We start from the raw sequence: 25,822 nt of genomic DNA on the forward strand, positions 1-25,822 counted from the left end.
TTATGCCTTCCTATGCTACTGTATAACTAGCGCCTTACTAGCGAGACGCCGCTCATAGGCGTTTTTTTTACGCTCTTTTTCGGAAGGAAAGTACCTCAACGGAAGAGAAGAGTGGCAAAGAAGGAGGACTTTGAGATGGCGAAGAAAGTAGGCCTTGCTTGTGATAATTGCGGTGCCCGCGACTATACGACGATGAAAAAAGAGGATGTCACTGTCCGCTTGGAATTGAAGAAATTCTGCCGTCGTTGTAACGCGCATACGATTCATAAAGAAGCGAAATAAGGCTTCATCTGTCCCGATTTATTACATCCTGGAGGGAAAGTACGATGAAATTTTTGCGTGACGTATGGAATGAATTGAAAAAGACGAGCTGGCCAAAACGGAAAGAGCTGACGAAATACACATTGACGGTCATCGGTATGGTGGTCTTCATGGGTGTCTTCATCTTCGGCGTCGATTCAGGGCTTAGCGCATTGATGAGCTGGTTGATTAAGTAAAAAGAAGAGGTGGCCTACCATGGAGAAACAATGGTTTGTCGTCCAAACGTACTCCGGATTTGAAAACAACGTCAAGGCAAACCTTGAACGTCGGATTGAATCCATGAACATGGACGAAAAAATCTTCCGAGTACTCGTTCCGATTGAAACGGTACAAGAAGAAGTAACGAACAAAAAGGGAGAAACGAAAATCAAGGAACGTGAAGTCAAGATCTTCCCGGGGTATGTCCTCGTTGAGATGGTCATGACGGATGATTCTTGGTATGTCGTCCGGAATACGCCGAACGTCACGGGCTTCCTCGGATCAGTCGGCGGCGGTTCAAAACCGACACCACTCCTTCCGGAAGAAGCAGAAAACATCCTTGGATCAATGGGACTCGTCGATCTGAAGAGCCGTTACGACTTCTCACTCGGACAAATCGTCCGCATCAAAGAAGGGGCTTTCGAGAATCTCGAAGGTACGATCGAAGAGCTGGATACAGACGCTGAGAAAATGAAAGTTTCTGTTGATATGTTCGGTCGCGAAACGAAGGTCGAACTCGATTTCGCTCAGGTCAGCAAAATCGACTAAGTTTCCTATTGCGAATGTTTTGTTTTAATGATACAATTTTTCGTGTTTGATGTTGTGCTTATTTCGATAAATAACTCGTCGAATAGAATGAGTGGGAGGACGCGCAACGTCCAATTAAACCACATTAAAGAATTAAGGAGGTGTGTCTCGTGGCGAAGAAGGTTATGAAACTCGTAAAACTTCAAATTCCTGCGGGCAAAGCAAACCCAGCTCCACCAGTTGGACCAGCACTCGGTCAAGCAGGTGTGAACATCATGGGCTTCTGTAAAGAGTTCAACGCTCGTACACAAGACCAAGCCGGCTTGATTATTCCTGTAGTCATCACGGTTTTTGAAGATCGTTCATTCACATTCATCACTAAAACTCCTCCAGCAGCAGTTCTCTTGAAGAAAGCAGCTGGAATCGAGAGTGGTTCAGGTGAACCGAACCGTAAGAAAGTAGCGACAGTCAAACGTGACAAAGTTCGTGAAATCGCTGAAACAAAAATGCCAGACCTTAACGCATCATCTGTTGAAACAGCAATGTTGATGGTTGAAGGTACTGCACGTTCTATGGGTATCGTAATCGAAGACTAATGTCTTTTTGATTACCATGAACAACGATGAGGGTCGCAGGCGGATAGTTTCTTGAAGCCTGCTACCCTTTCATTATGTGGGAGGATTTTCCGCACAACCACAAAGGAGGAACCTAAAATGGGTAAGAAGTACAAAGAAGCTGCTAAGCTTATCGATCGTACGGTTTCATACGAACTCGCACAAGCTGTAGATTTAACTAAACAATCTGCAACTGCGAAATTCGATGAAACTATCGAATTGGCTGTTCGTCTCGGAGTAGATCCGAAGAAAGCAGACCAACAAATCCGTGGAGCAGTCGTATTGCCACACGGTACTGGTAAAACACAAAAAGTTCTCGTCTTCGCGAAAGGTGAAAAATTAAAAGAAGCGGAAGCTGCTGGAGCAGATTACGCTGGTGATGCTGAGTACATCAACAAAATCCAACAAGGATGGTTCGACTTCGATGTTATCGTTGCGACACCAGACATGATGGGTGAAGTTGGTAAACTTGGTCGTGTTCTCGGACCAAAAGGCCTCATGCCAAACCCGAAAACAGGTACAGTTACATTTGACGTCACAAAAGCAATCAACGATATCAAAGCTGGTAAAGTTGAGTACCGTGTCGACAAATCAGGTAACATCCACGTTCCTGTCGGTAAAAAATCATTCGATAACGAGAAACTCGTTGAAAACATCAACACAGTTATCGAAACTCTCGTAAAAGTTAAGCCTGCTACTGCTAAAGGTGTATACCTTAAAAACATCGCGATCGCTTCTACAATGGGTCCTGGTGTAAAAGTATCTTCAGCTGACTTCGCGAAATAATTTCGTCTAAAACGACCTTGACAACGTTCTAAGAACGCTGTTACAGTATAAAACGTTGATATATTTCGACATACCGTAGACAGAAGGTGCTCACATGGGCATAAATCCTTCCGAGGTGTTCTTGCTCAGAGAGCCTGTTTGTTCAGGTATCCTTTTTGACGATTACGCCTCCTCTGCTCTGCAGACGGAGGCTTTTTATTTGAAATCGAGCAGCCCCTCGCACCGGTACATTTCATCTACCAGGAGGTGCAACAGAAATGGCAAACGAAAAAGTTATCGCTGTCAAAGCGGATCTCGTATCTGAGATCGCTGAGAAACTCCAAGCGAGCGCAGGAACAGTTGTCGTCGACTACCGTGGTCTCACAGTAGAAGAAGTCACTGAACTTCGTAAACAACTCCGCGAAGCGGGCGTTGAATTCAAAGTTTACAAAAACGGTCTCCTCCGCCGCGCGGCAGTTCAAAGCAACCTCGAAGGTCTTGATGAAGTCTTCACAGGTCCTAGTGCGATCGCCTTCAGCAATGAAGACGTCATCGCGCCAGCTAAGATCTTGAACGACTTCGCTAAAACGCACAAGGCTCTCGAACTTAAAGGTGGTATCATCGAAGGCAAAGTCACTTCAGTAGAAGATGTCAAAGCCCTTGCGGAACTTCCATCACGCGAAGGTCTCCTTTCGATGCTCCTCAGCGTGCTTCAAGCGCCAATCCGTGGACTCGCGGTGGCAACGAACGCAATCGCAGAGCAAAAAGAAGAACAATCTGCTTAATTTCTGCTTAGCGGGATAGGCAACCAACACAATTTTCACACCCCAACGTGGGCTAAATCAAAGGAGGAAAACCATAATGGCTTTCAACAAAGAGCAATTTATCGAAGACCTCAAGGGCATGACTGTTCTTGAACTTAACGAACTCGTAAAAACAATCGAAGAAGAATTCGGCGTATCAGCAGCAGCTCCAGTAGCAGTTGCAGGTGCTGGCGCAGGCGCAGCAGCTGAAGAGCAAACTGAATTCGACGTTATCCTCACTAACGCTGGATCTGGTAAAATCAACGTCATCAAAGCAGTTCGCGAATTGACAGGCCTCGGTCTTAAAGAAGCGAAAGCTCTCGTAGACGGAACTCCAGCACCAGTTAAAGAAGGCGTTTCGAAAGAAGACGCTGAAGCAATGAAAGCTAAGCTTGAAGAAGCTGGCGCTACTGTAGAAGTTAAGTAATTTTCTTCTTCCGTAGAAACAAAAGAAGCTCGCATTGCGAGCTTCTTTTGTTTTCATCTTTTACATGAGAGGGGAAGGAAACATGGCGGATCATTACTACACGAATGACCCTTCATCGAAGCGGGATCCGAAGACATGGGAATATGTTCTCCGTGGTCAAACGCTCCGCTTTACATCGGACCATGGTGTCTTTTCAAAGAACGGAATCGATTTCGGTTCACGTCTGTTGATCGAGGCATTCACGGAACCGGCTGTCGCGGGAGACATTTTAGATGTCGGCTGCGGATATGGACCGATGGGGATTGCGCTCTCGAAGTCGACAGGACGTCCGGCGCATTTGATCGATGTCAATGAACGGGCGCTCGAACTAGCGGCAGACAATGCGCGCGCGAATGGTGTTTCCGTGACGACCGGTGTCAGTGACGGGTATGATGGGGTAGGCGAATCGACATTCGCAGCGATCGTGACGAATCCACCGATTCGGGCTGGGAAAGCGGTCGTGCACCGGATTCTCCGGGAAGCCTATGATCACCTTGTCGTCGGCGGTGAACTGTGGGTCGTCATTCAAAAGAAACAAGGTGGACCATCAGCGAAGAAGTTGATGGAAGACGTATTCGGTATGTGTGAGACAGTTACCCGCGACAAAGGGTATTCGATATTTAAATCAATTCGGTCTTGACAAATCGGAGGATTTGTCGTTGACCGCATGTTGTGTCTATGATAGTATTATAAAATGCCATTGGAGTGATTTTTGGATAAGATGTTTGAAAGCAGCTGGCGTTCTCGACTACAGATGATTGAGTAGACAAGACGTCGCTTTTTTGCGCTTATCAATCAAAAAATGGCTTCAATGTTCGATATTACACCCGTCCTTCTCTATAAGAAGAAGTGGGTCTGAGAGGTGAATCAGTTGACTGGTCAACTTGTTCAGTACGGTCGTCACCGTCAGAGAAGAAGCTATGCACGTATCAGCGAAGTATTGGAACTTCCAAACTTAATCGAGATTCAAACGAATTCGTATGAGTGGTTCCTGCGGGAAGGTCTTCGTGAGATGTTTCATGACATTTCGCCGATTTCCGACTTCACAGGGAATCTCGTATTAGAATTCATCGACTACTCGCTCGGAGAGCCGAAGTATTCGATCGATGAATCGAAAGAGCGCGACGTGACCTATTCGGCACCACTACGCGTTAAAGTCCGTCTTCAAAATAAAGAGACGGGTGAATTGAAAGAACAAGAAGTCTTCATGGGTGACTTCCCGCTTATGACGGAGTCGGGAACATTCATCATCAATGGAGCGGAGCGCGTAATCGTTTCGCAGCTTGTTCGTTCGCCAAGTGTTTATTACAACCATAAGTTAGATAAGAACGGTAAGCGTGGATTCTCCGCGACAGTCATCCCGAACCGCGGTGCATGGCTCGAGCTCGAGACAGACGCGAAAGACATCGTTTATGTCCGCATTGATCGCACGCGTAAGATTCCAGTAACGGTTCTTTTACGTGCTCTTGGTTTCGGTACGGATCAGGAAATCATCGATCTTCTCGGTGATGATGAGTACCTCCGGAATTCACTTGAAAAAGATAATACGGAATCAACGGAAAAAGCCCTCATCGAGATTTACGAGCGTCTACGTCCGGGAGAGCCGCCGACAGTCGAAAACGCAAAAGCGTTACTCGTGTCGCGCTTCTTTGACCCGAAACGTTATGATTTGGCAAACGTTGGTCGTTATAAAATCAATAAAAAGCTTCATCTGAAGAACCGTCTTTTCGGTCAGAAACTTGCGGAAACGCTCGTTGACCCTGAGACAGGTGAAGTCATCGCGGAAGCAGGAACGGTCCTTGATCGTCGTATGCTCGATAAAGTCCTTCCATTCCTTGAAGGATCCGTTGGTTACATCGAAGCGACGCCAACAGGCGGCGTGACGCAGGGTGAGGCTTTCAACTTACAGTCAATCAAGGTGTTCGCACCGGACGATGCTGAAGGTGAACGCATCATCAATATCATCGGTAACGGTAACATCGATCGTGACATCAAGCACATCACGCCTGCTGACATGATTGCTGCGATCAACTACTTCTTCAACTTGTTGCATGAAGTCGGTACGACAGACGATATCGACCACCTCGGTAACCGTCGTCTCCGTTCAGTCGGTGAGCTGCTCCAGAACCAATTCCGGATCGGTCTCTCACGGATGGAACGTGTCGTTAAGGAACGGATGTCGATTCAGGATCAGAATGCGATCACGCCACAGGCATTGATCAACATTCGTCCAGTTATCGCATCCATTAAAGAGTTCTTCGGTAGCTCGCAGTTGTCTCAGTTCATGGACCAAACGAACCCGCTTGCGGAATTGACGCACAAACGTCGTCTTTCAGCACTCGGACCGGGTGGTTTGACACGTGAGCGCGCTGGTTTCGAAGTTCGTGACGTACACTACTCGCACTATTCCCGTATGTGTCCGATCGAAACGCCAGAGGGACCAAACATCGGTTTGATCAACTCGTTATCTTCGTACGCGAAGGTCAATGAGTACGGCTTCATCGAAGCACCATATCGTCGTGTCGATCCGGAAACGGGCGTCGTCACGGATGACATCCACTACATGACTGCTGACGAAGAGGATCTCTACGTCGTCGCACAGGCAAACATGTTGTTGACGGAAGAGAAGACGTTTAAAGATTCACACGTCCTTTCACGTTTCCGTGGACAAAACTTGTCTGTCGAACCGTCACGTGTCGATTATATGGACGTTTCGCCGAAGCAAGTCGTATCTGCCGCAACGGCTTGTATCCCGTTCCTTGAGAACGATGACTCGAACCGTGCCCTCATGGGAGCGAACATGCAACGTCAGGCCGTCCCACTTCTGAACCCGGAATCTCCGATTGTCGGTACAGGTATGGAGTACGTGTCTGCGAAAGACTCAGGAGCCGCTGTTGTTGCGAAGCACGCAGGGATCGCTGAGCGTGTCACGGCGCGGGAAATCCTTGTCCGTCGTACGACGGAAGTCGATGGCAACATCGTGGAAGGTGAACTCGACCGTTACAAGATTCAAAAATTCATCCGTTCCAACCAAGGAACGTGTTATAACCAAAAACCAATCATCAAAGCAGGCGACCCTGTCGATAAAGGCGAGATCCTTGCAGATGGTCCATCAATGGACGGTGGGGAACTTGCGCTTGGTCGCAACGTACTCGTCGGTTTCATGACATGGGACGGTTACAACTATGAGGATGCTGTCATCATGAGTGAGCGTCTTGTTAAAGACGACGTCTACACATCGATCCACATCGAAGAATACGAATGTGAGTCGCGTGATACGAAACTCGGACCGGAAGAAATCACACGTGATATTCCGAACGTCGGTGATGATGCCTTGAAAAACCTCGACGACCGCGGAATCATCCGCGTCGGTGCGGAAGTCAAGGACGGCGATATCCTCGTCGGTAAAGTTACGCCGAAGGGTGTGACGGAATTGACAGCGGAAGAACGTCTTCTTCATGCGATCTTCGGTGAAAAAGCACGTGAAGTCCGTGATACATCTCTCCGTGTACCACACGGTGGTGATGGAATCATCCTCGACGTCAAAATCTTCGACCGCGATAATGGGGACGAGCTTTCACCTGGTGTCAACCAGTTGATCCGTGCTTACATCGTTCAGAAGCGTAAGATTCACGAGGGTGACAAAATGGCGGGTCGTCACGGTAACAAAGGTGTTATCTCACGGATCCTTCCAGAAGAAGACATGCCGTATATGCCAGACGGTACGCCAATTGACATCATGTTGAACCCACTTGGGGTTCCATCACGGATGAACATCGGGCAGTTGCTCGAGCTTCACCTCGGGATGGCGGCACGTCAACTTGGCATCAAAGTCGCATCACCGGTATTCGATGGTGCGCGTGAGGAAGATGTTTGGGCAACGATTGAAGAAGCTGGTATGGATCGCGACGCGAAGACTGTCCTTTATGACGGTCGTTCGGGTGAAGCGTTCGATAACCGCATCTCTGTCGGTGTCATGTATATGATTAAACTTGCTCACATGGTCGATGATAAACTTCACGCACGTTCGACAGGACCATACTCACTCGTTACACAACAACCGCTCGGTGGTAAAGCCCAGTTCGGTGGTCAGCGTTTCGGTGAGATGGAAGTATGGGCACTTGAAGCATACGGCGCAGCCTACACGCTCCAAGAGATCCTGACAATCAAGTCGGATGATACGATCGGTCGTGTCAAAGCGTATGAAGCAATCGTCAAAGGTGAGAATGTACCACAACCGGGCGTACCGGAATCGTTCCGAGTCCTCATTAAAGAGCTTCAATCCCTCGGTATGGACGTCAAGATGATGTCTGCTGATGATGAAGAGATCGAAATGCGTGACGAAGACGAGGACAACATCCCGAACGCGACTCCAGCACTCGAAGAAGTTCAAGCGCCTGTCGCACCAGTTGTTACTGAAGAGGAATAAGCGAAAGGGAGGTCCACCCCTTGGTAGATGTTAATAGATTTGAATATATGCAAATCGGCCTCGCTTCCCCCGAAAAGATCCGTTCATGGTCTTTCGGGGAAGTGAAAAAGCCGGAAACGATCAACTATCGTACACTTAAACCAGAGAAAGACGGTTTATTCTGTGAACGTATCTTTGGTCCAACGAAAGACTGGGAATGTTACTGTGGTAAATACAAACGGATCCGCTATAAAGGCATCATTTGTGACCGCTGTGGCGTTGAAGTCACGAAGTCGAAAGTCCGTCGTGAGCGCATGGGTCACATCGAGCTCGCAGCACCGGTTTCGCACATCTGGTACTTCAAAGGAATTCCTAGCCGTATGGGACTCGTCCTCGACATGTCACCGCGTGCGTTAGAAGAAGTCATCTACTTCGCGTCGTACGTCGTCACAGATCCAGGCGAATCGACACTTGAGAAAAAACAACTCCTTTCAGAGAAGGAATACCGTGCTTATCGTGAAAAGTTCGGTCGTTCATTCACAGCTGAAATGGGTGCGGAAGCAGTTCGTAAATTGCTCCGTGACGTTGATCTCGATAAAGAAGTCGCTGCTTTACGTGAAGAGCTTCGTATGATTCAAGGGCAACGTCGTACACGTGCGATCAAACGCCTTGAAGTTCTCGATGCCTTCCGTAACTCAGGCAACAACCCAGAATGGATGGTCCTCGAAGTCCTTCCGGTCATCCCACCGGAACTTCGTCCGATGGTTCAACTCGATGGCGGACGTTTCGCGACGTCTGACTTGAACGATTTGTACCGCCGCGTCATCAACCGTAACAACCGTCTCAAGCGTCTTCTTGACCTTGGCGCTCCGAATATCATCGTTCAGAATGAAAAACGGATGCTTCAAGAGGCAGTCGATGCCTTGATCGATAACGGTCGTCGTGGTCGTCCTGTCACTGGACCAGGTAACCGTCCGCTTAAATCACTTTCGCATATGTTGAAAGGGAAACAAGGGCGTTTCCGTCAAAACTTGCTCGGTAAACGTGTCGACTATTCTGGTCGTTCGGTTATCGTCGTTGGTCCAAACCTGAAGATGTATCAGTGTGGTCTTCCAAAAGAGATGGCACTTGAACTCTTCAAACCGTTCGTCATGAAAGAGCTTGTCTCTCGTGGCATCGCACCGAACATTAAGAGTGCGAAACGGAAAATCGAGCGCGTTCAACCTGAAATCTGGGATGTCCTCGAAGAAGTCATCCGTGAGCATCCGGTTCTCTTGAACCGTGCACCGACACTTCACCGTCTCGGTATCCAGGCGTTTGAACCAACACTCGTCGAAGGTCGCGCGATTCGTCTTCACCCACTCGTTTGTACGGCATACAACGCCGACTTCGATGGTGACCAAATGGCGGTCCACGTACCACTCTCGGCAGAAGCACAAGCAGAAGCACGTCTTCTCATGCTCGCTGCTCAAAACATCTTGAACCCGAAAGACGGTAAACCTGTCGTTACACCATCGCAGGATATGGTCCTCGGTAACTACTACCTGACGCTCGAACGCGAAAACGCAGTCGGCGAAGGGAAAATCTTCTCGACAGTGAATGAGGCGCTCATCGCTTACCAAAACGGTTATGTGCACTTCCATACACGTGTTGCGATTCCGGCCGGCGTTCTGAAGAACCCGACATTCACAGAAGCGCAAAACGAGAAATTATTGATTACGACAGTCGGTAAGTTGATCTTTAACGAGATCCTCCCAACGACGTTCCCTTACTTGAACGAACCAACGATGACGAACCTTCAAGAAGCGACGCCAGACAAGTACTTCCTTGAAAAAGGAACAGATGTCGAAGCGGAACTGAAGAATCGTCCGATCATCGATCCGTTCAAAAAAGGATTCCTTGGAAATGTCATCGCGGAAGTCTTCAAACGGTTTGAGACGACAGAAACAAGCCGCATGCTCGACCGCATGAAAAACCTCGGATTCAAACACTCGACTCGTGCCGGTATCACGGTAGGGATCGCGGACATCATCGTTCTTCCGGATAAACAAGAGATTCTTGTTGAGGCGCAGGACAATGTCGACCGCGTCATGAAATCGTACCGTCGTGGTCTCATCACAGAAGACGAGCGCTATGAGCGCGTCGTTAAATCGTGGAATGATGCGAAGGATGAAATTCAGTCTCGTCTGATGAAATCCCTCAACCGTCTGAACCCGATCTTCATGATGAGTGACTCCGGTGCCCGTGGTAACGCGTCGAACTTCACGCAGCTCGCTGGTATGCGTGGACTCATGGCCGCTCCAAGTGGACGGATCATCGAGCTCCCGATCAAATCATCGTTCCGTGAGGGTCTAACGGTACAGGAATACTTCATCTCAACACACGGTGCACGTAAAGGTCTTGCCGATACAGCCTTGAAAACGGCTGACTCAGGTTACCTGACTCGTCGTCTCGTTGACGTTGCTCAAGACGTCATCATCCGTGAAGATGATTGTGGAACGGATCGTGGTATCCGCGTCACAGCACTCCGTGAAGGAACGGAAGAAATCGAAAGCCTCTACGACCGCCTCGTCGGCCGTACTGCATTCGAAAACGTCGTTCACCCAGAAACAGGAGAAGTCCTCGTTTCAACGAACGAACTCATCGATGAAGACCTCGCCCGTGCAATTACGGACGCTGGTGTTGATAACGTTGAGATCCGTACTGCCTTCACATGTAACACAAGCCATGGTGTCTGTAAGAAATGTTACGGACGCAACTTGGCAACAGGCAACGACGTCGAAGTCGGCGAAGCTGTCGGGATCATCGCGGCACAATCAATCGGTGAGCCAGGAACGCAGCTTACGATGCGTACCTTCCACACAGGTGGGGTTGCCGGGGATGATATCACGCAAGGTCTTCCGCGTATCCAAGAGTTGTTCGAAGCGCGTAACCCGAAAGGTCAAGCGGTCATTTCGGAAATCGATGGTCAAGTCATCGACTTCACGGAATCGCGTGACAAACGTGAATTGACGGTCCAAGGACTCAGCGAAACACGCACATACACGATCCCATTCGGTTCGCGTCTACGTGTTCAGCTCAGAGACGAGGTCAAAGCCGGTCAAGTCTTCACGGAAGGTTCGATCGATCCGAAAGAACTCTTGAACGTCAAAGGTGTATCCGGCGTCCAGAACTACTTGCTCCAAGAAGTTCAAAAAGTATACCGGATGCAAGGGGTTGAGATCGGTGACAAACACGTCGAGGTCATGGTTCGTCAGATGATCCGCCGCGTACGCGTCATCGAGTCTGGTGAGACGTCACTCTTACCAGGTTCGCTCGTCGATATCAGCACGTTCAAGGAAGCTTGTAAAGAAGCGCTTCGTAACGGGAAAGCTCTCGCTTCGGCGAAACCAGTTCTTCTCGGGATCACGAAAGCGTCACTTGAAACAGATTCATTCCTATCGGCTGCGTCGTTCCAAGAAACGACTCGTGTCCTTACGGATGCAGCGATTAAAGGGAAGAGCGACTACCTTCGCGGCTTGAAAGAGAACGTCATCATCGGTAAGTTGGTTCCAGCTGGTACTGGGATGTCACGTTACCGTCAGATCGATCTCGAAGTAGCTGGCGAAGTACCTGTAGAAGCCGATTCTCCGGTAGAATAAAACGCCTTGACACGCCGGTATGGCGGTGCTACTATGATATAGTGTTGCCAACCGGCTGTGTTATTTTGGAGGATATCTTCATGTCTTACAAAAAAGTAGTCGGCGCAGATTTGAAGTTTGTCGGTCAAAAGCAAACGCTCAAAGCATTGCGATCTGGCAAGGCGTCGGAAGTGATCATTGCGGATGACGCAGATGAACACGTAAAACAAGCATTGCTCGAAGCGGCGAAACAAGCAAACGTTCCAGTCGTGAATGTTCCTTCCAAGCAGGAGCTTGGAAAAGCTTGTGGAATCGATGTCGCAGCAACTGCTGTTGCCATTAAGAAAGTTTGATAATGCGTTTTGTGTGGCGATGGAATGCCTGAGCCACGCAAAACGTTTCATTATGACTTTCGATGAACCACCCGGCTCGGTGGTTTTGAAATTTGTCATGAATTCAGGAAGGGAGGATCTCAAAGATGCCTACTATCAACCAATTAGTCCGTAAAGGACGTCAATCAAAAGTTGTGAAATCAGATTCGCCAGCGCTGAACAAAGGGTACAACAGCTTCATTAAAGCTCGTACTGACATCAGCTCACCACAAAAACGTGGTGTTTGTACTCGTGTAGGTACAATGACTCCGAAGAAACCGAACTCGGCTCTTCGTAAATACGCACGTGTACGTTTGACGAACACAATGGAAGTAACAGCTTACATCCCAGGTATCGGCCACAACCTTCAAGAGCACAGTGTTGTTCTTATCCGCGGCGGCCGTGTAAAAGACTTACCAGGGGTACGTTACCACATCGTTCGTGGTGCGCTTGATACAGCTGGTGTTGACGGTCGTATGCAAAGCCGTTCGAAATACGGTACAAAACGTCCTAAAGTTAAAAAATAATCTAGATATCTTAAGATATCACCTCACTATATGAAAGGAGGGACTCGGAATGCCACGTAAAGGTCAAGCAGAACGTCGTGATGTAATGGCTGATCCGATCTACAACTCTAAACTCGTTACCCGCCTTATCAACCGTCTTATGTTAGATGGTAAAAAAGGTACTGCTCAACAAATCTTATACAAAGCTTTCGAAACTATCGCTGAACGTTCAGGTCGCGATGCAATGGAAGTCTTTGAAGAAGCGATGAACAATATCATGCCAGTTCTTGAAGTTAAAGCACGCCGTGTAGGTGGAGCGAACTATCAAGTTCCTGTCGAAGTTCGCCCAGAGCGTCGTACGACACTCGCACTTCGTTACCTCGTGAACTACTCACGTCTCCGTAACGAAAAAACTATGGATGCGCGCCTTGCTAACGAAATCATGGACGCTGCAAACAACACTGGTGCTTCTGTTAAGAAGCGCGAAGATATGCACAAAATGGCGGAAGCGAACAAAGCGTTTGCTCACTACCGCTGGTAATTCCGAAAATCACCACCTCATGCATGCCATTTTTAATGGAATTATGGGGTGGCTTTCGGGTATAGTCATGACGTGTGGCAACACACGACCACTAAATTAAAATGCGAAAGGAGAATGTTTAAAGATGGCAAGAGAATTCTCCCTTAAGAACACTCGTAACATCGGGATCATGGCTCACATCGATGCTGGTAAAACAACAACGACTGAGCGTATCCTGTACTACACGGGTCGTATCCACAAGATTGGTGAAACGCACGAAGGTGCTTCACAAATGGACTGGATGGAGCAAGAGCAAGAGCGTGGGATCACGATTACATCGGCAGCAACAACTGCTCAATGGAAAGGTAACCGCGTAAACATCATCGATACACCTGGACACGTAGACTTCACTGTTGAGGTTGAACGTTCACTTCGCGTACTTGATGGTGCGGTAGCAGTACTTGACGCTCAGTCTGGTGTTGAACCACAAACTGAGACAGTATGGCGCCAAGCAACAACTTACGGCGTACCACGTATCGTTTTCGTCAACAAAATGGATAAAATCGGTGCAGACTTCTTGTACTCGGTCGGAACGCTCCGCGAACGCCTTCAAGCGAACGCACATGCGATCCAACTTCCAATCGGTGCGGAAGATGAATTCAAAGGAATCATCGACCTCGTCGAACAGAAAACATACATGTACGGTAACGATCTCGGAACTGACATCGAAGTAACTGACGGTTTCCCAGCTGATCTCGCTGATCAAGCTGAAGAACTCCGCGGTTCATTGATCGAAGCAGTTGCAGATTACGAAGAAGAATTGATGATGAAATACCTCGAGGGTGAAGAAATCACAATCGACGAGTTGAAAGCGGCTATCCGTAAAGCAACTCTGACAGTTGACTTCTATCCTGTACTCGTAGGTTCGGCATTCAAGAACAAAGGTGTTCAGCTTATGCTTGACGCAGTTCTCGATTACCTCCCATCACCAATCGACGTAAAAGCGATCTCAGGTATCGACATGGATACGGATGAAGAAATCGTACGTGAGTCTTCGGACGACGCACCATTCTCTGCACTCGCATTCAAAGTCATGACTGACCCTTACGTCGGTAAATTGACGTTCTTCCGTGTGTACTCTGGTACAGCTTCGGCAGGATCGTACGTTAAAAACTCAACAAAAGGCAAACGTGAGCGTCTTGGACGTATCCTTCAAATGCACGCAAACAGCCGTGAAGAGATCCCGATGGTATACGCGGGTGACATCGCTGCAGCTGTAGGTTTGAAAGATACGACTACTGGAGATACGCTTTGTGCAGAGAAAGACAACGTCGTTCTCGAATCAATGACATTCCCAGAACCAGTTATCTCGGTCGCTATCGAACCAAAAACGAAAGCTGACCAAGATAAAATGGGTCAAGCCCTCGCTAAGCTTGCTGAAGAGGATCCAACGTTCCGCACTGAAACAAACCCAGAGACTGGTCAAACGATCATCTCAGGTATGGGTGAGCTTCACCTCGACATCATCGTTGACCGTATGCGTCGCGAGTTCAAAGTCGAAGCAAACGTTGGTGCTCCACAAGTAGCTTACCGTGAAACGATCCGCCAAGCGGCGAAGATCGATTCGAAGTTCGCTCGTCAATCTGGTGGTCGTGGTCAGTATGGTCACGTCGTCGTAGAATTCGAGCCGAACGAAGAAGGCGCTGGCTTCGAGTTCAACAACAAAATCGTCGGTGGTGTTGTTCCACGTGAATACATCCCAGCGGTTGAGAACGGAATCGAAGAAGCACTTCAAAACGGTATCCTTGCTGGTTACCCGGTCGTTGACGTAAAAGCTTCACTCGTCTTCGGATCGTACCACGATGTCGACTCAAACGAGATGGCATTTAAAGTTGCGGCTTCAATGGCAGTCAAACAACTTAAAGATAAGAGCGGCGCTGTTATCCTTGAGCCAATGATGAAAGTTGAAATCGTCATCCCAGACGAATACATGGGAGACATCATGGGTGATGTTACATCACGCCGTGGTCGCGTAGAAGGTATGGAAGCACGCGGTAACGCACAAGTTGTCCGTTCAATGATTCCACTTTCTGAAATGTTCGGATACGCTACTGGTCTTCGTTCACGCACACAAGGTCGCGGAACGTACTCGATGCACTTCGATCACTACGAAGAAGTACCGAAATCAGTTGCGGAAGAAATCATCAAAAAAGCGAACGGCTAATCCTTCACAGGTTGTCACGCTTTTATGATTAGTGTAAGCTAAGGAAGGTGTACGTTATCTTACGACTCACCTTCCTAGTTATAAAAAATTATTAGACACATAGAGGAGGAATTCAGAATGGGTAAGGAAAAATTCGACCGTTCTAAACCGCACGTTAACGTTGGTACAATCGGCCACGTCGACCACGGTAAAACAACTTTGACAGCAGCTATCTCAGCTGTACTTGCAAAATCACAAGGTAAAGCTGCAACTAAGTTTGACCAAATCGATGGTGCTCCAGAAGAGCGCGAGCGCGGTATCACAATCGCAACAGCTCACATCGAGTACGAAACAGACAAACGCCACTATGCACACGTTGACTGCCCAGGTCACGCTGACTATGTTAAAAACATGATCACTGGTGCTGCACAAATGGACGGCGCGATCCTCGTTGTTTCTGCAACAGATGGTCCAATGCCACAAACACGTGAGCACATCTTGCTTTCACGTCAAGTAGGTGTTCCTTTCATCGTAGTATTCATGAACAAAGTTGACATGGTTGACGACGAAGAGCTTCTTGAGCTCGTCGAAATGGAAATCCGTGAGCTTCTTTCTGAGTACGACTTCCCAGGTGATGACCTCCCAGTTATCCAAGGTTCTGCTCTTGGCGCGCTTAACGGCGAAGCTAAATGGGAAGAAAAAATTCTTGAACTCATGGCAGCTGTCGATGAGTACATCCCAGAACCAACTCGTGACACTGAAAAAGACTTCATGATGCCAGTTGAGGATGTCTTCTCAATCACTGGTCGTGGTACAGTTGCTACTGGCCGCGTTGAGCGTGGAGTTCTTAAAGTCAACGACGAGATCGAAATCGTTGGTCTTCACGAAGAAACTAAAAAATCAGTATGTACTGGTGTAGAGATGTTCCGTAAGCTTCTTGACTATGCTGAAGCTGGCGACAACATCGGTGCTCTTCTCCGTGGTGTATCACGTGACGACATCGAGCGTGGACAAGTTCTCGCGAAACCAAACACAATCACACCACACAAAAAGTTCAAAGCGCAAGTTTACGTTCTTTCTAAAGAAGAGGGTGGCCGTCACACGCCATTCTTCGCGAACTACCGCCCACAGTTCTACTTCCGTACAACTGACGTAACTGGTATGGTTCAACTTCCAGAAGGTACTGAAATGGTTATGCCTGGGGACAACATCGAAATGACTGTTGAACTCATCGCACCAATCGCTCTTGAAAAAGAAACTCGTTTCTCAATCCGTGAAGGTGGCCGTACAGTAGGCGCTGGATCAGTTACAGAAATCGTTGAGTAATTTTTAAGACAAAGGTCTTCCGTCTCCCGTGGCGGAAGACCTTTTTTCATTTCTTTGAAAACAGTCTTGCAACATGGTCTGACATCTTATATACTGAGGAAAGTGTTTGTGCGAGTGGTGAGAGACTTGAATACATATTCTATTTTATTAGTGCTTGCATTCTTGCTGGTGATTCAGTATGATAGAATATGTTGGTCACAAACACAACGCGATGAAGCGGGAGGTTATGACACACCAGGCGGCATTGCCATGGCTAGTGTGGAAATTTCCGCGGAGAATGTCTATTTACGAAATAGGCGAAAAGGAGGGAAATAACATGGCAAATGAAAAAATTCGGATCCGTTTGAAAGCATACGATCACCGCGTGCTTGATCAATCGGCTGAGAAGATTGTCGACACAGCAAAACGTTCAGGTGCTACTGTATCTGGTCCGATCCCACTCCCAACGGAGAAAGCGGTCTACACAGTACTTCGTGCCGTTCACAAGTACAAAGATGCTCGTGAGCAGTTCGAAATGCGTACACACAAACGTTTGATCGACATCGTTAACCCAACACCGAAAACAGTTGATGCGCTTATGCGTCTCGAACTTCCATCGGGCGTTGACATCGAAATCAAACTTTAATTTTTCTTCTATAGATAGTTGATACTAGCCAGAAGATCAAAATCATTCAATATTAGGAGGTGTATCTCATGGCTAAAGGAATCTTAGGAACTAAACTCGGTATGACACAAATCTTCAACGAGTCAGGCGAAGTCGTCCCTGTTACTGTCGTTTCAGTCGAAGGTAACGTTGTTCTTCAATTGAAAACAACGGAAGTTGACGGTTACGAAGCAGTCCAACTCGGCTTTGGTGATATCAAAGAAGGTCGTCAAAACAAACCGCAAAAAGGTCACGCTGCGAAAGCAAACGCGACACCTAAGCGCTTCATTAAAGAAATCCGTACATCAGTAGCAGATTTCGAAATCGGTCAAGAGATTAAAGCAGATACTTTCGCTGCAGGCGAAATGGTTGATGTAACAGGTACGTCGAAAGGTAAAGGTTTCGCTGGTGCAATCAAGCGTCACAACCAATCACGTGGTCCAATGGCTCACGGTTCGCGTTACCACCGTCGCCCAGGTTCAATGGGTCCTGTTGCTCCTAACCGTGTATTCAAAGGGAAATTGCTCCCTGGACGCATGGGTGGAGAGCAAATCACTGTTCAAAACCTTGAAATCGTAAAAGTTGATGCAGAACGCGGCTTACTCCTCGTCAAGGGTGCTATCCCAGGCGCACGTAAGAGCCAAGTTGTCATCAAATCTGCGGTTAAAGGCAACTAATCCGTTTGCAAGGAAAGGAGGAATAACGAATGCCTAAAGTAGCTTTGCTTAACCAAACAGGTACACAAGTTGGAGACATCGAGCTCGCAGATGCCGTTTTCGGAATCGAGCCAAATGAAGCAGTCGTATACGATGCAATCGTCATGCAACAAGCTTCACGTCGCCAAGGTACACATGATACAAAAGGTCGCTCGGAAGTTCGCGGTGGCGGCCGTAAACCATGGAAACAAAAAGGTACTGGTCGTGCACGCCAAGGTTCGATCCGTTCGCCACAATGGGTTGGCGGTGGAACAGTCTTCGGTCCAACACCACGTTCGTACGCTTACAAACTTCCTAAAAAGGTTCGTCGTCTCGCACTTCGTTCAGCACTTTCTTCGAAAGTCGCTAACAACGAGTTCATCGTTCTTGAAGGATTGACAATCGATGCTCCTAAAACTAAGGACATGATCGCAGTATTCGCTGCTCTTTCAATCGAACGTAAAGTTCTCGTCGTTACTGCTGATTACAACGAGTCAGTCGTTCTTTCAACACGCAACATCCCAGGTGTCACAGTCGTTGACGCTGCAGGTGTAAACGTCCTTGATCTTGTCGCTCATGACAAAGTCATCATTACGAAGGACGCTGTTGCGAGAGTAGAGGAGGTGCTTGCATAATGGCACACACACACGACATTATCAAACGTCCTGTCATTACTGAACGTTCAGTAAACCAAATGGCTGAGAAAAAGTACACATTCGAAGTAGACGTGAAGGCATCTAAGACTCAAATCAAAGATGCAGTCGAAGCGATCTTCGGAGTGAAAGTTGACAAAGTCAACACATTGATCTCAAAACCAAAAGCAAAACGCGTAGGTCGTCACGCTGGTTACACAGCACGCCGCAAAAAAGCGGTCGTCACGCTTACTGCAGATAGCAAAGAACTCGATTACCTCGGTTAATCGGAACTCTGTAGAAAAGGAGGGAACTCTCGATGGGAATTAAAAAGTTTAAACCGACCACTAACGGTCGTCGTAATATGACTGCACTCGACTTTGCTGAGATTACGGCTTCACGTCCTGAAAAATCGTTAACTGAAAAGCTTTCGAAAAAGGGCGGACGTAACAACCAAGGTCGCTTGACAGTACGTCACCAAGGTGGCGGACACAAACGTAAATATCGTATCATCGACTTCAAACGGAACAAGGATGGCATCGCTGGTCGTGTCGCTACAATTGAGTACGATCCAAACCGCTCTGCTAACATCGCATTGATCCACTACATCGATGGTGAAAAACGCTACATCCTCGCACCGAAAGGCTTGAAAGTAGACATGCAAGTCATGGCTGGACCAGAAGCTGACATTAAAGTCGGTAATGCTCTTCCACTTTCAAACATCCCAGTCGGTACGTTGATCCACAACATCGAACTTAAGCCAGGTAAAGGTGGTCAGCTCGTTCGCGCAGCTGGTACTTCTGCTCAGCTTCTCGGTAAAGATGGTAAATACGCGATCGTTCGTCTTCAATCAGGCGAAACTCGTATGATCCTTGCTACTTGCCGTGCAACAGTCGGCGCTGTCGGTAATGAAGAGCACGAGCTCGTCAATATCGGTAAAGCTGGTCGTTCACGCTGGCTCGGAAAACGTCCTACAGTTCGTGGTTCTGTCATGAACCCAGTCGATCACCCACACGGTGGTGGTGAAGGACGTGCTCCAATCGGTCGTTCGGGCCCACTTACTCCTTGGGGTAAACCGGCACTCGGATACAAAACTCGTAAGAAAAACAAAGCGAGCGATAAATATATCGTCCGTCGTTCTAAAAAATAATTACATGATTTCTGGACGGTTCGTAGGAACCGTTCCTGAATCATGCCAAAGGGAGGTACAACTATGGGTCGCAGCTTGAAAAAAGGTCCATTCGCAGATCACCATCTGCTCGCTAAGGTTGATAAAGCCAACGAAGCTGGTGACAAACATGTCATCAAAACTTGGTCACGCCGCTCGACAATCTTCCCAGAGTTCATCGGTCACACGATCGCTGTCTACGATGGTCGTAAACACGTACCGGTTTACGTGACAGAAGATATGGTCGGTCACAAACTTGGTGAATTCGCTCCAACACGTTCTTACAAAGGACATGCTGGAAACGATAAGAAAACGAAACGTTAATCTGAGGGGAGGTACTCATTATGCAATCAAAAGCATCGGCTAATATGGTTCGCATTGCTCCTCGTAAGGCACGTCTCGTAGTAGACTTAATCCGCGGGAAGCAAATCGGCGAAGCACTTTCGATTCTTGCTTACACGAACAAGGCAGCAACGCCAATCGTTGAGAAAGTATTGAAATCGGCAATCGCGAACGCTGAGCACAACTTCGACATGAACATCGAAAACCTCGTAGTCACTGAGGCTTACGTAAACGAAGGTCCAACGCTCAAACGTTTCCGCCCACGTGCAATGGGTCGCGCAAGCCGCATCAACAAACGTACGAGCCACGTTCACATCGTGGTATCTGAAAAATAAGGAGGGATTACCGTGGGTCAGAAGATTAACCCAACTGGTCTTCGCGTAGGTATCATCAAAGACTGGGAATCACGTTGGTTCGCAGATAAAGACTATGCTGATCTCCTTCATGAAGACTACGTAGTTCGTGAATATATCGAAAAACGTCTTAAAGACGCTAGTGTCTCTAAAGTAGAAATCGAGCGCGCAGCTAACCGCTTGAACATCTCACTTCACACTGCTAAGCCTGGTATGGTTATCGGTAAAGGCGGTTCTGAAATCGAAACACTTCGTAAAGACATCACTAACCTTGCAAAAGGCAAACGCGTTCACGTTAACGTCGTTGAAGTGAAAAACCCGGATGCAGTTGCTAAGCTCGTCGCTGAGAACATCGCTCGCCAACTTGAAGGTCGCGTATCGTTCCGTCGTGCTATGAAGCAATCAATCCAACGCTCAATGCGTTCTGGTATCAAAGGAATCAAGACTGAAGTTTCTGGTCGTCTTGGTGGCGCTGATATCGCTCGTTCTGAGAAGTATTCGGAAGGAACAGTCCCACTTCATACACTCCGTGCAGACATCGATTACGGTACTGCAGAAGCTGATACAACTTACGGCAAAATCGGCGTAAAAGTATGGCTCCACCACGGTGAAGTGCTTCCTACGAAAAAAGCAGCAGCAAACGAAGAATAATCCACATCCGTCTAGGGAAGGAGGCAACACAACATGTTGTTACCAAAACGTGTAAAATATCGTCGTGTTCACCGCGGCAACATGCGTGGTAAAGCGAAACGTGGTACTACAGTACACTTCGGCGAGTTCGGTATCCAAGCTCAAGAAGCTAGCTGGATCACTAGCCGTCAAATCGAATCAGCGCGTATCGCGATGACTCGTTATATGAAACGTGGTGGTAAAGTGTGGATCAAGATCTTCCCACACAAGCCATACACTAAAAAACCTCTTGAAGTCCGAATGGGTTCAGGTAAAGGTGCTCCGGAGGGCTGGGTAGCAGTCGTCAAACCGGGTAAAGTAATGTTCGAAATCGCAGGAGTATCGGAAGAGATCGCACGCGAAGCTCTCCGTCTTGCATCACACAAACTTCCAGTAAAATGTAAGTTCGTAAAACGTGAAGAAAATGGTGGTGATACGAATGAAAGCAACTGATCTCCGTCAGCAAACAACTGAAGAGCTTAACGGTAAAGTCGGTTCGTGGAAAGAAGAGTTGTTCAACCTTCGTTTCCAACTCGCGACTGGTCAGCTTGAGAACCCTGCTCGTATCCGTGAAGTGCGCAAGTCGATTGCACGCGCGAAAACCGTTCTTCGTGAACGCGAACTCGGCATCAACAACGCATAATTCACTCGGATTCTGAGAGGAGGAACACTCAATGGAACGCACTAACAACCGCAAAGTGTTAACTGGACGCGTCGTTTCTGACAAAATGGACAAAACGATCGTAGTTACAGTTGAAACAAAAGTAAAGCACAAGCTTTACGGCAAACGCGTAAACTACTCTAAGAAGTACAAAGCGCATGATGAAAACAACACAGCTAAAATCGGTGATGTTGTACGCATTCAAGAAACACGTCCATTATCTAAGGACAAACGTTTCCGTCTCGTAGAAGTCATTGAAGAAGCAGTAATCATCTAAACTCTAATTAGTTCGGGTGAATAAACATCCGGAGGGAGGTACAATCGTATGATTCAACAAGAATCTCGCTTAAAAGTAGCAGACAACTCAGGAGCTCGTGAAGTCTTGACGATCAAAGTCCTCGGTGGTTCTGGTCGTAAAACTGCTAACATTGGTGATGTTATTGTTTGTACAGTAAAACAAGCAACACCAGGTGGCGTTGTCAAAAAAGGTGAAGTTGTACGCGCAGTAGTCGTTCGTACTAAACGTGGCGTTCGTCGTAAAGACGGTTCGTACATCCGTTTTGACGAAAACGCAGCAGTCATCATCAAGGATGACAAAAGCCCACGTGGCACACGTATCTTCGGACCAGTCGCACGCGAACTTCGTGAAAAAGACTTCATGAAGATCGTCTCGTTGGCACCGGAAGTACTTTAATTCCAAAGAATTCCTACAAGGAGGTGCTCTAACGATGCATGTCAAAAAAGGTGATAAAGTTCAGGTTATGACTGGTAAAGACAAAGGCAAACAAGGCGTTGTCCTTACAGCTATGCCTAAAAAAGATCGCGTGATCGTCGAAGGCGTCAACATGATCAAAAAACACTCAAAACCTTCTCAACTCAACCCGCAAGGCGGAATTGTCGAGAAAGAAGCACCGATTCACGTATCGAACGTTATGCTCATCGACCCTAAGACAGGTAACCCAACACGCGTTGGTTTCACTGTGGTTGACGGCAAGAAAGTACGTATCGCTAAAAAATCGGGCGAAGCTTTAGATAAATAAGAGATTTAAAGAAAGGAGGTCCACTTTCTGATGAACCGTTTAAAAGCGAAATACCAAGACGAAATCGTCAAAGTAATGATGGAGAAATTCAACTACAGTTCTGTAATGCAAGCGCCGAAAGTCGATAAAATCGTAATCAACATGGGTGTTGGTGACGCGGTTACGAACTCTAAGGCACTTGACATGGCAGTCGAAGAGCTTCAGCTCCTCACTGGTCAGAAGCCACTCATCACGAAAGCTAAGAAATCAATCGCTGGTTTCAAACTTCGTGAAGGTATGCCAATCGGTGCGAAGGTTACACTTCGTGGCGAGCGCATGTACGAATTCCTCGACAAGTTGATCAACGTGTCACTTCCACGTGTACGTGACTTCCGTGGCGTATCGAAAAAATCTTTCGATGGCCGTGGTAACTACACGCTAGGCGTGAAGGAACAATTGATCTTCCCAGAGATCGACTACGATCGCGTATCGAAAGTCCGTGGTATGGACATCGTTATCGTAACTACTGCTAACACGGATGAAGAGTCACGTGAGCTTCTCACTGCACTCGGCATGCCATTCCAAAAATAAGGGAGGTCGACAACATGGCTAAGAAATCAATGATCGCACGTGAAGTAAAACGTCAAGCACTCGTTGAGCGCTACGCTGAAAAACGCGCAGAATTGAAAGCACAAGGCGACTACATCGGCTTGAGCAAACTCCCACGTAACTCTTCAGCGGTTCGTTTACACAACCGTTGTAGTATCACTGGCCGTCCACACGGTTACATTGGTAAATTCGGTATCAGCCGTATTAAGTTCCGTGATCTTGCTCATAAAGGTCAAATCCCTGGTGTTAAAAAAGCAAGCTGGTAATTCATTAAAGTTGTGAAAGGAGGTACATCGCATGGTTATGACAGATCCGATTGCAGATATGCTTACACGCATTCGTAATGCAAACATGGTTCGCCATGAGAAGTTGGAAATGCCAGCTTCTACAATCAAACGTGAAGTCGCTGAAATCCTCAAACGTGAAGGTTTCATCCGCGATGTTGAATATCTCGAGGACAGCAAACAAGGTACGCTCCGCGTATTCCTTAAATACGGCGCAAGCAACGAGCGCGTCATCACTGGACTCAAACGTATCTCGAAACCAGGTCTTCGCGTTTACGCGAAAGCTGATGAAATCCCGAAAGTACTCGGTGGTCTCGGAATCGCTATCGTTTCAACATCTAAAGGTGTAATGACTGACAAAGAAGCTCGCCAACAAAAAGTCGGCGGCGAAGTGATCGCATACATCTGGTAATACACGCATAAAAAGAACGGAGGTGTCTTAAATGTCACGTATTGGTAAAAAGCCAGTCGTCATCCCAGCAGGCGTTACAGTAACAGTTGAAAACAACACGGTTACGGTAAAAGGTCCTAAAGGGGAACTCTCACGCGAGTTCAGCCCAGCTATGGCGATTAACGTAGAAGGTAATGAATTGACTGTCACTCGTCCGAACGACGAGAAAGCAAACCGTACGATCCACGGAACGACTCGTGCGCTTATCGCGAACATGGTCGAAGGTGTAAGCAACGGTTTCGCTAAGACACTCGATATCCAAGGTGTTGGTTACCGTGCACAAAAGCAAGGTAACAAAATCGTACTCAACCTCGGTTACTCACACCCAATCGAGTACACTCCGGAACAAGGCATCGAAGTCGAAGTTCCTACGAATACGCAACTCATCGTTCGCGGAATCAGCAAAGAACGTGTTGGTCACGTCGCTGCATTGATCCGTTCGTACCGTCAACCTGAGCCGTACAAAGGTAAAGGTATTCGTTACAGTGATGAAGTCGTTCGTCGTAAAGAAGGTAAAACAGGTAAGTAATTCGCGAATGCGAATTGACCGGAAAGGAGTGGCATAAATGATCTCAAAGGCAGATAAAAACGCTACGCGTAAAAAACGTCATGGTCGTGTCCGTCGTACAATCATCGGGACTGCAACACGTCCACGTATGAACGTATTCCGTTCGAACAAGAACATTTACGTACAAGTCATTGACGATGCAACACATGCAACACTCGCATCTGCATCATCACTCGACCTTGAAAAAGGCAACACGACTGACGCTGCGGCAGCAGTTGGTAAGCTCGCAGCTGAGCGCGCTCTTGAAAAAGGTATCGAAACAGTCGTTTTCGACCGTGGAGGATATCTCTATCATGGACGTATCAAAGCTGTAGCTGAAGCAGCTCGTGAAGCTGGTCTCAAATTCTAATAGAAAAGGAGGGAACCTCTACATGCGCCAGTTAGAAATTAACATGGATCAACTCGAAGAACGCGTTGTTACCGTAAACCGCGTCGCGAAAGTAGTAAAAGGTGGCCGTCGCTTCCGTTTTGCTGCCCTCGTCGTCGTTGGTGACAAGAATGGTCACGTAGGTTTCGGTACGGGTAAAGCTCAGGAAGTGCCTGAAGCGATCCGTAAAGCAATCGAAGATGCTAAGAAAAACATGGTTAACGTCCCAATCGTTAACACAACAATTCCACACGAAGTCAACGGTGTATTCGGTGCAGGTCACGTCTTCTTGAAGCCTGCTTCTGAAGGTACTGGAGTCATCGCTGGTGGTCCAGTTCGTGCGGTTCTCGAATTAGCGGGAATCAACGACATTCTTTCAAAATCACTTGGATCAAGCACTCCAATCAACATGGTTCGTGCGACTGTCGAAGGTCTCACATCACTCAAACGTGCTGAAGAAGTTGCGAAACTCCGCGGTAAAACCGTCGAAGAACTTCGCGGTTAAGAAAGGGAGGGAAAACAGATGGCGAAACTCGCAGTTACCCTCACACGCAGCATGATCGGTCGTCCGGAGAACCAACGCGTTACTACTCGTACGCTTGGTCTCCGTAAGATGCACCAGACTGTTGTCGTACCTGACAACGCTGCTATGCGTGGGATGATTAACCACGTGTCACACTTGGTGACAGTAAAAGAAATTCAAGAGTAATAG

At 47.6% G+C, this 25,822-nt stretch carries 35 protein-coding genes and 1 other annotated feature; all 35 genes read left to right on the plus strand.

Annotated elements, in window-relative coordinates:
- The first annotated feature begins 135 nt into the window (after positions 1–135).
- The 35 genes from rpmG to rpmD all read left to right on the plus strand — a co-directional run bounded on the left by rpmG (position 136) and on the right by rpmD (position 25,819).
- Positions 136–282, plus strand: coding sequence for a 50S ribosomal protein L33 (gene rpmG / locus ACRPK8_RS13545; RefSeq protein ID WP_023466603.1), 147 nt, complete (start codon positions 136–138; stop codon positions 280–282).
- Positions 283–326: 44 nt separating this feature from the next.
- Positions 327–497 carry a preprotein translocase subunit SecE gene (gene secE / locus ACRPK8_RS13550; protein WP_432238660.1) on the plus strand — a complete coding sequence of 57 codons (171 nt, stop codon included), beginning with the start codon at positions 327–329 and terminating at the stop codon, positions 495–497.
- Positions 498–516: 19 nt separating this feature from the next.
- Positions 517–1,068, plus strand: coding sequence for a transcription termination/antitermination protein NusG (gene nusG / locus ACRPK8_RS13555; protein ID WP_432238661.1), 552 nt, complete (start codon positions 517–519; stop codon positions 1,066–1,068).
- Positions 1,069–1,217: 149 nt separating this feature from the next.
- Positions 1,218–1,643, plus strand: coding sequence for a 50S ribosomal protein L11 (gene rplK, locus ACRPK8_RS13560; RefSeq protein WP_023466609.1), 426 nt, complete (start codon positions 1,218–1,220; stop codon positions 1,641–1,643).
- A 117-nt stretch (positions 1,644–1,760) separates the two neighbouring features.
- Entirely contained in the window at positions 1,761–2,447 is a 687-nt protein-coding gene (gene rplA, locus ACRPK8_RS13565) for a 50S ribosomal protein L1 (RefSeq protein WP_432238662.1), read from the plus strand.
- A gap of 55 nt (positions 2,448–2,502) precedes the next feature.
- Positions 2,503–2,654, plus strand: a sequence feature (ribosomal protein L10 leader region).
- A 50-nt stretch (positions 2,655–2,704) separates the two neighbouring features.
- On the plus strand, positions 2,705–3,211 hold the full coding sequence (gene rplJ / locus ACRPK8_RS13570) for a 50S ribosomal protein L10 (protein ID WP_023466611.1): 507 nt from the start codon (positions 2,705–2,707) through the stop codon (positions 3,209–3,211).
- A gap of 76 nt (positions 3,212–3,287) precedes the next feature.
- On the plus strand, positions 3,288–3,656 hold the full coding sequence (gene rplL, locus ACRPK8_RS13575; protein WP_023466613.1) for a 50S ribosomal protein L7/L12: 369 nt from the start codon (positions 3,288–3,290) through the stop codon (positions 3,654–3,656).
- An 82-nt stretch (positions 3,657–3,738) separates the two neighbouring features.
- Positions 3,739–4,335: a class I SAM-dependent methyltransferase gene (locus ACRPK8_RS13580; RefSeq protein ID WP_432238663.1), complete on the plus strand. Its 597-nt coding sequence runs from the start codon at positions 3,739–3,741 to the stop codon at positions 4,333–4,335.
- Between the two features lie 231 nt (positions 4,336–4,566).
- Entirely contained in the window at positions 4,567–8,124 is a 3,558-nt protein-coding gene (gene rpoB, locus ACRPK8_RS13585; RefSeq protein WP_432238674.1) for a DNA-directed RNA polymerase subunit beta, read from the plus strand.
- Positions 8,125–8,144: 20 nt separating this feature from the next.
- A complete protein-coding gene (gene rpoC, locus ACRPK8_RS13590; RefSeq protein WP_432238664.1) occupies positions 8,145–11,744 on the plus strand; it encodes a DNA-directed RNA polymerase subunit beta' in 3,600 nt (1,199 codons plus the stop codon).
- Between the two features lie 80 nt (positions 11,745–11,824).
- Positions 11,825–12,076: a ribosomal L7Ae/L30e/S12e/Gadd45 family protein gene (locus ACRPK8_RS13595; protein ID WP_056064895.1), complete on the plus strand. Its 252-nt coding sequence runs from the start codon at positions 11,825–11,827 to the stop codon at positions 12,074–12,076.
- 125 nt (positions 12,077–12,201) lie between these two features.
- The gene (gene rpsL / locus ACRPK8_RS13600; RefSeq protein WP_432238665.1) at positions 12,202–12,621 is read left to right on the plus strand and encodes a 30S ribosomal protein S12; all 420 of its coding nucleotides are present in this window, start codon (positions 12,202–12,204) and stop codon (positions 12,619–12,621) included.
- Between the two features lie 49 nt (positions 12,622–12,670).
- Positions 12,671–13,141 (plus strand): 30S ribosomal protein S7, encoded by a 471-nt coding sequence (gene rpsG / locus ACRPK8_RS13605; protein ID WP_023466623.1) that lies wholly within the window; start codon positions 12,671–12,673, stop codon positions 13,139–13,141.
- Positions 13,142–13,265: 124 nt separating this feature from the next.
- Positions 13,266–15,344, plus strand: coding sequence for an elongation factor G (gene fusA / locus ACRPK8_RS13610; protein ID WP_195866121.1), 2,079 nt, complete (start codon positions 13,266–13,268; stop codon positions 15,342–15,344).
- 117 nt (positions 15,345–15,461) lie between these two features.
- Positions 15,462–16,649 carry an elongation factor Tu gene (gene tuf / locus ACRPK8_RS13615; protein ID WP_368916118.1) on the plus strand — a complete coding sequence of 396 codons (1,188 nt, stop codon included), beginning with the start codon at positions 15,462–15,464 and terminating at the stop codon, positions 16,647–16,649.
- 316 nt (positions 16,650–16,965) lie between these two features.
- The gene (gene rpsJ / locus ACRPK8_RS13620) at positions 16,966–17,274 is read left to right on the plus strand and encodes a 30S ribosomal protein S10 (protein WP_029343090.1); all 309 of its coding nucleotides are present in this window, start codon (positions 16,966–16,968) and stop codon (positions 17,272–17,274) included.
- A 68-nt stretch (positions 17,275–17,342) separates the two neighbouring features.
- Positions 17,343–17,969: a 50S ribosomal protein L3 gene (gene rplC, locus ACRPK8_RS13625; protein ID WP_058705174.1), complete on the plus strand. Its 627-nt coding sequence runs from the start codon at positions 17,343–17,345 to the stop codon at positions 17,967–17,969.
- 29 nt (positions 17,970–17,998) lie between these two features.
- Complete coding sequence (gene rplD, locus ACRPK8_RS13630) at positions 17,999–18,622, plus strand: 50S ribosomal protein L4 (protein WP_023466630.1); 624 nt, start codon at positions 17,999–18,001, stop codon at positions 18,620–18,622.
- Positions 18,622–18,906: a 50S ribosomal protein L23 gene (rplW, locus tag ACRPK8_RS13635; RefSeq protein WP_023466631.1), complete on the plus strand. Its 285-nt coding sequence runs from the start codon at positions 18,622–18,624 to the stop codon at positions 18,904–18,906. The genes rplD and rplW overlap by 1 nt, the downstream gene beginning before the upstream one ends.
- A 32-nt stretch (positions 18,907–18,938) precedes the next feature.
- Entirely contained in the window at positions 18,939–19,769 is an 831-nt protein-coding gene (gene rplB / locus ACRPK8_RS13640; RefSeq protein ID WP_023466632.1) for a 50S ribosomal protein L2, read from the plus strand.
- A gap of 63 nt (positions 19,770–19,832) precedes the next feature.
- Positions 19,833–20,111, plus strand: coding sequence for a 30S ribosomal protein S19 (rpsS, locus tag ACRPK8_RS13645; protein ID WP_012369013.1), 279 nt, complete (start codon positions 19,833–19,835; stop codon positions 20,109–20,111).
- A 20-nt stretch (positions 20,112–20,131) separates the two neighbouring features.
- On the plus strand, positions 20,132–20,464 hold the full coding sequence (gene rplV, locus ACRPK8_RS13650) for a 50S ribosomal protein L22 (protein WP_012369014.1): 333 nt from the start codon (positions 20,132–20,134) through the stop codon (positions 20,462–20,464).
- 12 nt (positions 20,465–20,476) lie between these two features.
- Positions 20,477–21,133: a 30S ribosomal protein S3 gene (rpsC, locus tag ACRPK8_RS13655; RefSeq protein WP_023466633.1), complete on the plus strand. Its 657-nt coding sequence runs from the start codon at positions 20,477–20,479 to the stop codon at positions 21,131–21,133.
- Between the two features lie 33 nt (positions 21,134–21,166).
- Positions 21,167–21,604, plus strand: a complete 438-nt coding sequence (gene rplP / locus ACRPK8_RS13660) for a 50S ribosomal protein L16 (RefSeq protein WP_012369016.1) — start codon at positions 21,167–21,169, stop codon at positions 21,602–21,604.
- Positions 21,591–21,794: a 50S ribosomal protein L29 gene (gene rpmC / locus ACRPK8_RS13665; protein ID WP_012369017.1), complete on the plus strand. Its 204-nt coding sequence runs from the start codon at positions 21,591–21,593 to the stop codon at positions 21,792–21,794. The genes rplP and rpmC overlap by 14 nt, the downstream gene beginning before the upstream one ends.
- Before the next feature lie 31 nt (positions 21,795–21,825).
- Entirely contained in the window at positions 21,826–22,089 is a 264-nt protein-coding gene (gene rpsQ, locus ACRPK8_RS13670) for a 30S ribosomal protein S17 (protein WP_023466634.1), read from the plus strand.
- A 48-nt stretch (positions 22,090–22,137) separates the two neighbouring features.
- The gene (rplN, locus tag ACRPK8_RS13675; protein WP_012369019.1) at positions 22,138–22,506 is read left to right on the plus strand and encodes a 50S ribosomal protein L14; all 369 of its coding nucleotides are present in this window, start codon (positions 22,138–22,140) and stop codon (positions 22,504–22,506) included.
- A 34-nt stretch (positions 22,507–22,540) separates the two neighbouring features.
- A complete protein-coding gene (gene rplX / locus ACRPK8_RS13680) occupies positions 22,541–22,852 on the plus strand; it encodes a 50S ribosomal protein L24 (protein ID WP_012369020.1) in 312 nt (103 codons plus the stop codon).
- A 30-nt stretch (positions 22,853–22,882) separates the two neighbouring features.
- Positions 22,883–23,422, plus strand: a complete 540-nt coding sequence (gene rplE / locus ACRPK8_RS13685; protein WP_023466635.1) for a 50S ribosomal protein L5 — start codon at positions 22,883–22,885, stop codon at positions 23,420–23,422.
- 14 nt (positions 23,423–23,436) lie between these two features.
- Positions 23,437–23,706: a 30S ribosomal protein S14 gene (rpsN, locus tag ACRPK8_RS13690; RefSeq protein ID WP_023466636.1), complete on the plus strand. Its 270-nt coding sequence runs from the start codon at positions 23,437–23,439 to the stop codon at positions 23,704–23,706.
- A gap of 31 nt (positions 23,707–23,737) precedes the next feature.
- On the plus strand, positions 23,738–24,136 hold the full coding sequence (rpsH, locus tag ACRPK8_RS13695) for a 30S ribosomal protein S8 (RefSeq protein ID WP_012369023.1): 399 nt from the start codon (positions 23,738–23,740) through the stop codon (positions 24,134–24,136).
- 31 nt (positions 24,137–24,167) lie between these two features.
- Positions 24,168–24,704 carry a 50S ribosomal protein L6 gene (gene rplF / locus ACRPK8_RS13700; protein ID WP_058705173.1) on the plus strand — a complete coding sequence of 179 codons (537 nt, stop codon included), beginning with the start codon at positions 24,168–24,170 and terminating at the stop codon, positions 24,702–24,704.
- A 37-nt stretch (positions 24,705–24,741) separates the two neighbouring features.
- A complete protein-coding gene (rplR, locus tag ACRPK8_RS13705; RefSeq protein WP_023466638.1) occupies positions 24,742–25,092 on the plus strand; it encodes a 50S ribosomal protein L18 in 351 nt (116 codons plus the stop codon).
- Between the two features lie 22 nt (positions 25,093–25,114).
- A complete protein-coding gene (gene rpsE / locus ACRPK8_RS13710; RefSeq protein ID WP_023466639.1) occupies positions 25,115–25,615 on the plus strand; it encodes a 30S ribosomal protein S5 in 501 nt (166 codons plus the stop codon).
- 18 nt (positions 25,616–25,633) lie between these two features.
- A complete protein-coding gene (rpmD, locus tag ACRPK8_RS13715; protein ID WP_023466640.1) occupies positions 25,634–25,819 on the plus strand; it encodes a 50S ribosomal protein L30 in 186 nt (61 codons plus the stop codon).
- Positions 25,820–25,822 lie beyond the last annotated feature (3 nt).

This window comes from Exiguobacterium sp. TDN 0502, from assembly GCF_050846835.1.
In the GTDB taxonomy this organism is placed as follows: Bacteria; Bacillota; Bacilli; order Exiguobacteriales; family Exiguobacteriaceae; genus Exiguobacterium_A.